This is a genomic window from Acinetobacter sp. YH12137 (assembly GCF_013418535.1).
GTDB lineage: Bacteria > Pseudomonadota > Gammaproteobacteria > Pseudomonadales > Moraxellaceae > Acinetobacter.
The window spans coordinates 1-11,951 of sequence record NZ_VPBW01000054.1 but is presented as its reverse complement, the minus strand read 5'-3'; the positions used below and the strand labels follow the sequence as shown (position 1 = coordinate 11,951).

General features: G+C 35.6%; 9 protein-coding genes and 3 pseudogenes. 5 read left to right on the top strand and 7 right to left on the bottom strand.

The genetic code is table 11. The features are described 5' to 3' along the window. The first annotated feature begins 528 nt into the window (after window positions 1–528). Together FTU72_RS15310 and FTU72_RS15305 are read left to right on the top strand one after the other, a co-directional pair. Window positions 529–1,911, top strand: coding sequence for an IS200/IS605 family accessory protein TnpB-related protein (locus tag FTU72_RS15310; protein WP_159153749.1), 1,383 nt, complete (start codon window positions 529–531; stop codon window positions 1,909–1,911). Window positions 1,912–1,941: 30 nt separating this feature from the next. Further along, on the top strand, window positions 1,942–2,160 hold the full coding sequence (locus FTU72_RS15305) for a hypothetical protein (protein WP_000550047.1): 219 nt from the start codon (window positions 1,942–1,944) through the stop codon (window positions 2,158–2,160). Window positions 2,161–2,304: 144 nt separating this feature from the next. On the opposite strand, the gene FTU72_RS16585 is transcribed toward FTU72_RS15305, so the two are convergent. From FTU72_RS16585 to FTU72_RS15290, 4 genes are read right to left on the bottom strand one after another with little or no spacing between them, the layout of a single operon-like run. Beyond that, window positions 2,305–2,412 carry a hypothetical protein gene (locus FTU72_RS16585; RefSeq protein WP_372551473.1) on the bottom strand — a complete coding sequence of 36 codons (108 nt, stop codon included), beginning with the start codon at window positions 2,410–2,412 and terminating at the stop codon, window positions 2,305–2,307. Between the two features lie 60 nt (window positions 2,413–2,472). Further along, complete coding sequence (locus FTU72_RS15300) at window positions 2,473–5,673, bottom strand: site-specific integrase (RefSeq protein ID WP_127800785.1); 3,201 nt, start codon at window positions 5,671–5,673, stop codon at window positions 2,473–2,475. Between the two features lie 4 nt (window positions 5,674–5,677). Then, a complete protein-coding gene (locus FTU72_RS15295; RefSeq protein WP_127800787.1) occupies window positions 5,678–8,017 on the bottom strand; it encodes a hypothetical protein in 2,340 nt (779 codons plus the stop codon). Next, entirely contained in the window at window positions 8,004–8,495 is a 492-nt protein-coding gene (locus FTU72_RS15290) for a hypothetical protein (protein WP_000943375.1), read from the bottom strand. Before FTU72_RS15290 ends, FTU72_RS15295 begins: the two co-directional genes overlap by 14 nt. 275 nt (window positions 8,496–8,770) lie before the next feature. Between FTU72_RS15290 and FTU72_RS15285 the strand changes: the two genes are divergently transcribed. Both FTU72_RS15285 and FTU72_RS15280 read left to right on the top strand, forming a co-directional pair. Next, window positions 8,771–8,938: a YhfG family protein gene (locus tag FTU72_RS15285; RefSeq protein ID WP_000946583.1), complete on the top strand. Its 168-nt coding sequence runs from the start codon at window positions 8,771–8,773 to the stop codon at window positions 8,936–8,938. Between the two features lie 12 nt (window positions 8,939–8,950). Beyond that, window positions 8,951–9,547: a putative adenosine monophosphate-protein transferase Fic gene (locus FTU72_RS15280; RefSeq protein WP_000362164.1), complete on the top strand. Its 597-nt coding sequence runs from the start codon at window positions 8,951–8,953 to the stop codon at window positions 9,545–9,547. Between the two features lie 27 nt (window positions 9,548–9,574). On the opposite strand, the gene FTU72_RS16465 is transcribed toward FTU72_RS15280, so the two are convergent. After that, complete coding sequence (locus FTU72_RS16465) at window positions 9,575–9,688, bottom strand: AlpA family phage regulatory protein (protein ID WP_002046152.1); 114 nt, start codon at window positions 9,686–9,688, stop codon at window positions 9,575–9,577. A gap of 223 nt (window positions 9,689–9,911) precedes the next feature. On the opposite strand from FTU72_RS16465, the pseudogene FTU72_RS16580 reads away from it, so the two are divergent. Continuing rightward, window positions 9,912–10,103 (top strand): annotated as a pseudogene (locus tag FTU72_RS16580) (hypothetical protein); the annotation flags it as partial. 510 nt (window positions 10,104–10,613) lie between these two features. Here the strand turns inward: FTU72_RS16580 and FTU72_RS15270 are convergent. Further along, a pseudogene (locus tag FTU72_RS15270) lies at window positions 10,614–11,291 on the bottom strand (alkaline phosphatase); the annotation flags it as partial. Window positions 11,292–11,454: 163 nt separating this feature from the next. Next, window positions 11,455–11,565, bottom strand: a pseudogene (locus FTU72_RS15265) (IS5/IS1182 family transposase); the annotation flags it as partial. Between the last annotated feature and the right edge of the window lie 386 nt (window positions 11,566–11,951).

Below are 11,951 nucleotides of genomic sequence, written 5' to 3'. Positions count from 1 at the left end.
TATAATCAGCGAAGAATTCAAAAAGGCTTGGATTTTAAGACACCAAATCAAATGGCAGAAGACTTTTATCGGTTAGCTGCCTAGAATCTCCCAAGTGAAAGTCTCCTGCTAATTCAGCACACATCAGACCTCCTCTACCCTTTATTATCATTTTTATAAAAGTAACTATATGTACTCATTAAAATTTGTAGAGCTCAAAAACAAAAAAGACCGCTATATAGCAGTCTTTTAACTTAATTAAATAATAATTAATTCATTTTCATCATAAGTGCATAAGCATCACGTTTGTTTTGACGCAATGATTCTATCTCGGACTTCGTCAGCTGTTTTACGAGAGTAATTAACTATAACTAAAAATATAGACAAATATTTGCATAAGTTCTCATTTTGTCTATGTCGATTCAGTAGTGGCAAGGTGGGTATTTATTAGAGATTTAAATGATTATCTTTTGTATTTTAGGTGAGTGTCTTGGTATATTAGCATCCATATCTATTGATTATCCAATCCCTTAACCTAGGCATGACTTTGTGAAATTAACACGCATCCACCATTGTAAAAACTTGAATGTGCAAAAGTACAAACAGCTTGAGAAACAAGCTGTTTTACTTGGTCGTATTCGTAGCGAGGTGTGGGCTAAATATGGTGCTATTTCAGGTTTGAATATCAGTGACAGAGCTATTCGTGATGCGTGGATGAAAGAAAGTCGTGACTTTGGTGTTTCTGCAAATGCGTGGAAAGAAACGCTACGTGATTGCATAGGTGATATTAAAGCCTATCGAGAAGCATCAAAAGACAAAGTAAAGCAGGCGATCCGAAAACGCACCTCCTGTAATAATGAACAAAAAAGACTATACACCTTGCTTAAAAAAGATGAATGGATGACTGATAATTTCCTCCATCGTCAAATGCGTAATCACTTTAAGCATGGTGTTAATCACACACATAATCAAATTATTGTTCGTGCGGATATGTGTAAAACCTTTGAGTTAAATGGTCAATGTTGGCTTAAAGTACCAAGCCTAATCCCTCGACAAACCATTAAAATCCCATTAAATACGACTGTTGATTTTGCGCCACAAGGCACACTTAGAATCATTCTAAAAAACGGTAATGTTGAAGTTCACTCAACTTATGATGCAGTTGAAACACAGGATTGTGGTCAGGAAACCGTAGGTGTTGATAAAGGGTACTCAGAAGCTTTTGTGGACTCTGATGGCGATGTATATGGGAGTGGTCTAGGCAAGCTGATCTCAAGTGAATCAGATTATTTAAATCAAAAGTACAAGCACAGAAACAAGCTCAGAGCGATTGCTAAAGCTAAACCACACAAGAAACAGAAAATTGAGTTAAATAATCTAGGTCGAAAAAAACTAGATAAGCGACAAGATACTCAAAAAGCAAAGCTCAAAACATTAATATTTACAGCAACTCACAAGTTGGTTGATAAAGCCAAAGTGATTGTTGCGGAAGATTTAACATCCCCAATTCAAAGTAAACGCAACTATGGCAAAAACACCAATAGACGCTTAAATACATGGGCTAAAGGTTTGTTAGCTAATGCCCTAACTTCTATATCTCACCGTAGAGGTTCTACGGTGCATCTAGTCAATTCTGCATATACTTCGCAAAGTGATTCTTTCTTGCATGGCCTTTTAATAGGTACACGTAAGGGAGATCGTTTTCACCGTTTCAATGGGGAAGTTGTGCAAGCTGATTGGAATGCTGCGAGAAACGTGCTTGCAAGATTAAACGACAATGAGATAAGTCGTTATACGCCTTACAAAACTGTAAAGCGTATATTGCAAGAACGGACTGACCGCTACAAGTCGGAACTGACCGACTCAGGCTCTAGTTACACGCTTGGCAACAAGACATTAACAGAGTGCGAATTAGTCCTTGAGTATGTTTGAATACATTTTAAGGAACAGTAGGATAAAAACATGCACTTATTTAAATTAACTGACGAACAACTCGCACAAATTCTTATCCCGAAACGATTTGTACCACCTACTCCACCTGAACATGAAGGCAAGAATATGGTCTATGTATTTGATAGTGAGGATAAGTTTGAACTGACTTATGATGAGCTGGTGGAAATCATTAGCAAAGCTAGAATGGCTGGTCCGAAGTTGATACCTGTCTTAGGCACCGTGAATTAAATTGTGCAGTGTTCGCACGCCACTTGAAACATAACTTGATTGGAAATGAATTTGGGCTGAGAAAAATTCAGTTCAAATTTAACCTGACGGGCACACTAAAAAATGGGTAATTGTCAGATCGAGTTTGGACTACAACACTTTAGCTCATCGATTTACCATACCGCTAATCTTCACACCATTTTCGTAAATCCAGCGATCAAACTGTGATACTACATTCCGCTTATTAATCCAAGTCAGCATGGTGCTTTTCATAAAGGCAGTTTACTTATAAACAGGGAAATTTCTAAACAATTCCCCTTTAACATGCTTAGGCTATTTGATCCAGAGTTCATCTTTTTGCATCATTTTTAACATTAAATTAAATATAACCAGCGGAGTAACATTTTTTTTGTTAGAGCCGACAACTCTTTGAAAACTAAATTTAACGGTTCGCTCAGGAGCATCCAAATTAACTGGGTAGTTTTGTTTTTCTAAATACAGATGATCTCCTAACATTGGCTCTATACCAGTAATAAAATTAACAATTTGTTGCTCATCACCTTTCATTCGGCATTGAAAATGTAGAAAATTCTTACGCAGTTTTCCAAATAATAATAATATTTTAAGCGCCTTAACCATGTTCTTTTCTTTCAGTGCATCTTGCTGCCTATCATCTTTATAATGAAAATCAAGGAGAGGAATTATTTCATCTGGACGAGTCAGTTTTTTAGCCTTTTCGTAAAGTTCATCAAACCAACTCTCTTCTAAATTCTTACTATAAACATAATTCGTTTTTAAATTAAATTTTTGGCGATCCATCCATTTAGTGCTCATCCATTGACATCGTTGCATCCATTCTTGAGCTTGGGTATCTTCGCTTAATCGACCTTCTCTAAAACTTATCAAACGTTGAAAAGGTGTCAGAGTACTCTTCTCTATACTAAACTTCTTTTCTTGTCGGCCAGCCATCGTAACTGGCTGTGTTTGCTGATAAGAATTAAACCATTTCTGCTGCTGAGTATAACGATTTAGGTTTATGTAGTCTGTACTTGACTTCACTGGACTAAAACACTGTTCTAATACTTTTTTTGAAATGATACACGGCGAATTATAAATTCGATCGACTGCTAATAAATCCAAAACATGAAGGTAATTTGAAGCCGTTTGCTCAATACTGCTATGCCCCATCCAAGAGGCGAGCACCTGCCATTTATGTTGAATAATCTCTTCTTGAGCACGTGCTTTCATACCAAACAATAAATCCCTCATCTTTTTTGCTTTTACCCAAGGACAATCTGTGTAGGTCTTGATCATTTCTTTTGAACCGAGCAAAGTTATTGCTAGATAGTTAGCAGCACTGTGGCGTAATGTATGAAAACTAAAGCCATGATGCATACCTAATATTTGACTAAACAAATCTACTGTAATTTTGCTGATACATTGATCAGTTAATACACGATGATTCACACTAAAAAGTAGATCATCCTGCTGATTAACCAAATATTGCTCATAACGATGTTGTATGTAACGTTGTACTACTAAAAACTCATGTTCTGACAATGCAATTTTCAATGGTATTTGACGATTCGCACTTCGCGTTTTCAGACGGCGATATGAATTGTCTTGGATATGAAGCGTGATATTATTAAAAACTGTATTTTCTTTTTCTTTATAAAGTAGCTCTGGGCAAATAATATCTTGTATTTTAAGACAACGAACTTCATTTAATCGAAGTCCAGTTCTATAACTTAGTAAATACATCAGCTTTAAACAACTCAGATGATCGACCCACTCTGATGCCGTTGGCTCTTGACTTAAATTTTCTAGTTTTTCCAATAATTTGCCAAATAGCAAAGGACTCACTAGCCGTGCATTGCAAATTTGTAAATGCTTAAAACTTGAATTCTGTAACACCAATACCCCTGGAGCATCATAATTCTCTATACAGAATTGATGAAAATCTTTTAGGCGACCAAAACGGTATTCTGCGCTTTGGTGCATCTTACGAGAGGTTTTTCCTTTCACCGAATCTCGTTGAACTGCTTTTTCATCACGTTCACTGCTGTATTTCAATAGCTGCCGATATAAATCCTCATAGTCATCTATGGATTGTTGCTTTAAATCTAATTTATTGAGCCAAATCTCAAATATAAATTCTTTGCCAAACGATCCTAAGTAGCTTTCAATAGTTGATAATTGAAGCCCTCGTTTTTTTAAATGCATTAACCAGTGAATTAAGCGTAGTTGAGCATCAATTAAAGACTTTTCCTCCGTATTAGCATCAACTATCTTCTCCTCTAACACCCTTCTAGTTTCTTGCCAAAAACGTAGCGTGCGTTCTTCTTTATTCCTCTTTTTATCTAAACGCTCAACTTTTTGACCTTTACGTTTCTTTTGACCAAACAACATCAACTCATACGGAATCGTTTGTAATTTGCTTTGAACAGTCGGAACTTCAGGAAGTAACTGCTCTTGTTCAAAATGAATAGGGCGATTATCTGGTTCTGTGACTTGATTGTAATCATTATTCCACAGCAATCTAAATTCGGATGGCCTTAAAGCAACAGTATTAATCTCTTGCTGAAGCACATTACTCAAAAATATATCTATGCTGAGGTTTGGATTAAATTCGAGTACCATTTGCACATCATTAAATGCACGAAATCCACGGCGTTTAATTTGATATTGCAGATCCCCAAGACTTTTTTTCCTGCCTATCTTACTCAAGCTTTCTAAAATACAATCTTCAACTGAATGTTGCAGACAAAATTCTTTCTGAGCAGCTTTCAACTTTTTTAAATATTGCAAAATGAACTGCGCATATGGGTTAAAAAAAACATGTTTCCATTGGTACAACTTTCCCTGTTCTACATCGTTGCCATATTGAGAGTTTTCAACACGATAATGTAGTAACAATGGATTAGTGATTTTTTTGTAGTCCGAATGGTATAACCGAAAACAATTCAGATCTGTACCAAGCTCAATGGCCTCCTGCAATTGCTTCTGAATAGCAATCAAATGCTGTTCATCTGCACAGCCTGAAATATATATAAAACTTAAGCATAAATTTCCCCATAAGTACTTTGGTTCATTCCAATATTCAAATGAATCTTGCCAATACTGCCTTAATTCCTTAAGTACATGGATATGTAGATGCCCCTGTTCTAACCGTGACTCTGTACTCTCAATTTTTCTAGGCAGTACGATCCGTTTAGTATGTGGATTTAGCTTAATTCTGTATGATTTTTTATCTACATTCTGGTTGAATTGCTTCCTTCTTTTATTAAATTCATCTTCAGTAAATTGCATCAGTTTTGATTGTTCGTCTCGGCTCAACTTTTGACTCAAACAATCAACACTATCTTTAATGTCATGCCATTTTTCAGCGATCTGCTGATCAAGTTTTTGCTGCATTTCTTTCGTCAATACTTCAGGTGGAGAAGGCTGTCTATCTAGCGACTTTTTCACCATTTTATGAATATCAACAAATAGATCATCTAGTTGTGGTTTTATTAGTTCTTTGATTTTTTGCATACAACTATTTTCGCTCTAAGTGTTTAATCGATAAAGATTTGACATTATCTTGCAATTGCTGGCGGGCTTGCTGTACATAGACATTCGGGATAAGTGAAGAATGCGGATGAAAAGCCTCTCGGTCACGTTGGTCATGACCATACAGGGCCTGAATTAAGTGAAAAGCTAATGCTGGTTTACCCTCTTGCTGCTCATGCATCAAAAAGTTCATGTCAAAATGACGTAACCAATTCGAATACATATTCTTTGGAAAGACTCCTTGCATATATGAATTCACCCATTTTCTCGATAAAGGGATTAACTTAATTTTCCTGCTCTGCCATTCTTTGACAGTTATCGGCAAGATATCTTTACTAAAAATGACCTTACCAAAAAGATCATTTACAGTTATCTTCTTCTTTGCAAAGACTTGTCTAAAAAATGAACCGTACGCTTCAATAATTTGTTCTAAAAAGGCAGTGTAATTTTGCAGTGTTTTTATGAAAAAATCAGATAAAGGGATAAAACGACCATCTTTTCTTGCTTTACTATTTTTTTTATCATTCACATATAAAAGCTTGAGCTCAACACAATAATCATCCAAATTCCCCAACAGGTTTTTTTTAGGCCGACTTGCCAAACTCAACAAACTGATATGCCACATCCAACACGCATATGCATTAAGTTGATTAATAATGTGCTTATCTTCTTGGATGTTTTCGTGACAATGTCTATGTAAAATATGGAATTGCTCTTTCACAAAATTGGGTTCAAGTGCCAGTTGGCTCCCTATCCTTCCTATAGATAATGCAGATTGCACTTTGAATTGTTGTTGCAATATTTTTAGTTCAGCCGTGTCTTCAGTAAAATGTGTGGAATGTGGTGTAAGTGCTTTTTCTAAAAAGGCTAGATATGTGCTACTGAGTTGAGTTTTCGGTAGCCCGCCATAATAGATACCAGGCATGTGATGCTGACTATCCCGCCCAGCAATTACATGAGCAAGATATTCATTATATGTTTCATAATATATATGAAAATATAATTGAGCCTGCAGTTTTTCTACAGTGATCGAACCTACAAACCGATTATCAAGCCAATTCTTAAGTTTCGTATTAATGTGTGTTGATGAAATTAGTGGATTCGATGCTTGTTCTATATAGTCAAACCAAGCAGAAGGTAAATGTAGTTGATGTGTCATCACTTCATTCCACCGCACATGATTTAAGCTCTTAATCTTCTGCTCTGTAATTTTAAGATTTAATTTGAGTAAATATTCGCGACGTCTACTTGAACCATTCTGGATCAAAATTCCATCTTGAATAAGCTCGTTAAAATCCATCAGTGCGACGGGTGATAATCCCGTCAAAAGTGACAATAAACATGCTGCAGCGATTGCAGCATCCCTCCAGTGCCCGGATAACTCGGTTCTCAACACATAAACAATTTGCTTCAGTATATCTGGCGCCAAATAATGTGGATTTGTAACAAAAGGAGCATGACGGCGCTGGCGATGCCGCATTAGATGCGTCGCATTATCGCTGAGTATATAATTTAAATTTTTAGACTTTTCATCTTCTGAATAAAACTCCATTTCAGGATCTAATAGATCAACTTCACCCTCTTCATCTTTGTGAAGAGCGGCATCATAAATACTAATCTTTGCGTTATGTCCAATATCTACTTGCTTACCCGTTTTAATTTCACGAAATTTTTTGAGTTCATTTTTCGTCGGCCATTGCAAAACTTTGCTTTTTTTTGACTTACGCTGACGATGAACTACACGACGATCATCTAGTCTTTTAAAAATTATTAATAGAGCCGATAAATACTCTATGACTTGTACTTGTTCGAAATCTTTAATATTAAAAAGTTGATTACGATCCTCTTTTTTCAAATTACGTTCGTACGTGACATAACAATTTAGCAGCTTACTACATTCATGAAATAATTCAGCATGATTAGAATCCAGCACATATCGTGAGACATAGCGTAATAGGTCACAAACATGTTTTTGCTTATTCTCAGCTTTATCAATTTTTGCAAATTCTTGATACTGCCGATATGTTAAAAAACTCGCTTGTAGAATCAAATAACGTTGCGATGACAGCTCTTGTGTATTACTAGAATCTGGACATGCAAAAAAACTCACAGCAGCTAAAAAAGAATACTTACCGATCTGTCTGGAGCCTGATATATAGCTATAAATTTGTTGTGCTAATTTGTATAGAGCGTAGACATCTTTATACAAATCATCTGATAGATCGACAAATTGTGTATTTACAATATCATCACGTAATAGACAATAATCTTGTTGATATTTTTCTGCTAAATCTAAGAATTGCTCTTGTGTTTCAATGTTTGGCATATTCATTTTCGCTTAATATTTTTATCACGTTGCATTGTTTAAATTCATTGTGATCAGAACGATTTGGTAAAAGTTGATCCTTTATTGAATTCTTTGTTAGCTTAAAAAATCTTGCAAAAAATTTAGCATCCAGTTCTTTCTGAGCTTTTCTTTCAAAGCACAAGTGTTGTTGTGATTTTTCGATAAAATCATCAAGATTATGTATCAACTGTAAGATTGCAACATAATTAGAATGCACACGTAAGCCTGGCTCCGTTTGCATCAATAGCAAGATTTTTTGCCAAATTTTCACATAGATTATTTTGAACTTTGCTTGTACTACTACTTTCTGACTCTGTTTAATCTTTTTGATTTTCAGTAGTTCTGAGTTAATTTTTACTATCTCAAGTTGAACATTTTTTCGGTCAAAGCAAAAGGGCATGATAAATTGCCCCATAAAAATTTCTATATTTTTTACCAAATAGTCAAATCTTAACATTTTTATCGATTTAAAAAATGAGCATATCTTTGTATATGAAACTTCATTTAATTTATCAACTAAATTTTCTCAAAATTACAATTCTCAACAAATACATACGGTTTGCTTATCTATGACGGTCTAAATTTTAAGAATTCTTCCACTTTTTTTTAGTTTTCTGTTATTACATGAAACAATACCGTTGTATTACATTTTAGAAATGCTGTGTATGCAGCATTGATCAAAAAGATTCTCTGCTATACTTACTTCACGTGTAGCATCAATGGAGTTTCGAAATGCTCAGAACCACTGAACAGAAAAGAAAATATATTCAAGCGACACGTTCGCAAAACTATCAAGCCAGCCTAAAGCTTGAAGGCATTACAACGACAGCTCAAACAACTCAACAAAGTAAAGCTGAAATCTTGCAAAAATATAAGAAGTATTCGCAACCCGAATCTTAGTCAGGTGCATGTATGGATAAATATGGGGAAATGGGTGACAGCCTGTATTGTTACCCTGGCACAAATATCCTAAAGAACAAACTCAATATTCGTGATGAACAAATTTTAGAACAAGCTGAACTGGAACTGTCTGGATTAGCAAGTAGTCTCATTGAATATGCTGAACCACCCTACGACTTAAAATACTTAAAATCAATTCATGTACAGCTTTTTGGCGACTTATACGACTGGGCAGGAAAATTAAGACAAATCGATATTTCCAAAGGTGATACCCGTTTTTGTAATTTTTCCCGTATTGAAATTGAAACCAATAAATTACTTAGGCCACTTCAAGAAAAAAAATACTTTCAAGGCTTAGCACCACAAAAACTAATCCCTCAACTTGCCGACTTGTATTGTGAGCTTAATGTCATACACCCATTCCGTGAAGGTAATGGACGTACACAACGGATTTTCTTTGAGCATCTGATTGCTCATTGTGGTTATGGTATTGATTGGTCTCGCATTGACTCTCAACAACAATGGATTCAAGCAAATATTGAAGGTTTTTATGGTAATTTAAATCCATTAATTCAGATTTTTGAAATATGCTTTATTCAAAATACCTAAAATTTAAGTAGTCAGAGCCTACAATCCTTAATTAGCCATCATCTTTGCTTCAATCCACTGATTAATTTCCCAAATAAACCAACAAACACGATTCTTAGAAATCTTAATACTCTTCGGGTAATTTAGGATCGTAATATTCAAATTACTTATCTAGAATTGAATAGATCGTTAACTTAGATAGACTTTTAAGCAATATAACTTGCCGCATGTTTATCAACATATGTCTCAAAAAAGTCTGCCCACACATAGATTTATGGCGTTTAGTGCTTAAATTTCAGATTAATCTTCGTCTGATGACTGGAATGGATATTACAGATTACATGCAGGTGAATTGCTTAGTAGCTGTATCATCGCTTTTGTGTAATCCAATACATTTGATCAGAATGTTCTCTTTTTCAATAAAGCAGCCTCTTCTGCTTTTCCTGAACCAACGAACTATGTCATTGATTTGAGTCAACCGACAACAGTGATGCTGAATCAAATCCCCAAAGAAGGGATTAAATGCAAGATGTGGTAAAAAAAAATAGGGGATGGAAGTTATTATCCGTCTAATTGAAACCAGCCCATGAGTCGAGATCAGTTGAGTAAGAATCATTTTAAGTGAATAAGAGAAGGATGGCTCACCTCACTTCTCCGAATAACAACGCTATGCTTTTCAACCAAGGTAGAAATTGGCAACTACATTTCATTCTTCATCATGCTGATCTTATGGCATGTAGACAATTACTACATCATTTGCATTCAATGCTCAATACAGCCTGTCAGCAGAACCGCAGCGATACTTTTTTTCGTGCATACATGTAGTGTTTAAATCCATTCATTTTTCAATGATCCTCTGCCGTTTATCACATTTATGGTCGATCTTTAACCTTGTGAAAAATGCACATACCGATCCCTTCAAACTGTCAAATTTATGTATGCATGACATTTAAAGAAAATTATCTGATCAATTTTTTTAGGTAAAATTCATCAAGAAAAAGTTATTATTATTCATAACATCACCAATAACCACATAAAAACAATAATTTAATAAATTATTCTTCCAATTTTTTTATATTTAGTGTTATTGACGCTTACCCCCGCCTAGAATCACATCAACCCCATCTTTTAATTTGACGTTATAACGCTGATAGGTATCACCTTGCGAACTTGGTACTAATTGGGATGCTATGTCATTTTCAGCATCACGATGACAAATATGGGCATAAGTCGATGCTGGTGTAGCATGCGTAATGCGAGTTGTTGTGACTACCCCTGTACCCCAACCTCGTGCTTTGGCCAATTCAAGTAAAGTTTGAGTGTCTTGCTTATTCTGGTTCTGAGGATTGGTTCCACATTGATGATTTCCGGCCTGATTTGGTTCTACTGCAATTGTTCCAGTCTGCATGGATATCACTTCATTTTTCATTTTTACACCTGTCATATAGGCACCCATCGATGGTGCGCTATCTGTAACCTGTGCATCTTCTGAGAAAGTACGAACAAATGCTGACTCTGGCAGTTGATCTATCGGCAGTTGGCCATCTTCACCAACAGCATAAATTCGTGCAGCTGTCAGTGTCGTGATACCCATTCCATCTCCCAAGAAAAAAACCACACGGTGGGGCTGTTTTAGTGGTTGTACTGAAGCAGAAGATGATTGAACTAAAGCAGGACTTTGGCAGCCCGTCAAAATAACTGTGCCCAAACTACAGCATGCCAAACTTATTGATTTTTTATTAAATTTTTTCTTATGCCAAAGCATTGCATCGCCTCATCTTAGGATGGTCGAAAAATACGCTTTAAATATTCAATTTACATGACAAATTTATGAAAATATTATTATGACTAATTAGGGTCTGTTGACATTTACTGTGGCTTTGTTGCACAAAGATTTTAAAAGTAGAACTCCCCTAAGCTTCTCAAACTTAAGTGACAACTTGGGTGTGAGGTCTGCCTAAATCCGTAAATTTATTTAATACTGTCACACGAGCATGAATCTCATTCACTTGGCTCTGAAAGTTTCTCGCACTGAGTTTATATGCGGACCAATTCGTTGTACGGTAGATTTTAGTTGCTGGCTTCTTCATTCGGAAATTATATTGCTGAATCAGACCTTACAAACAGCTTTGTGCAACAAAGCCGTCTTTAAGTACTTTTTTTAAAGGAAAAATCATCGACTTAAATCTATATTTCCAACAGTGCCACTTTTATCGCTTTAGCACCTCAACTTATTTAAGTGGCGTAACTTACATAACTTATGCATCCCATTTAAGTGACCTCAGTTATAGTATTCCGTGTCAGGAATTTGTCCACTTATTCCAATGATGATGAGAACTGCAGCATTGACTTAGATCGCCAGTGCTCAGTACTGGCCATCATGTAGCTTTTATCGCTTTAGCGCCTTAACTTATTTAAGTGGCGT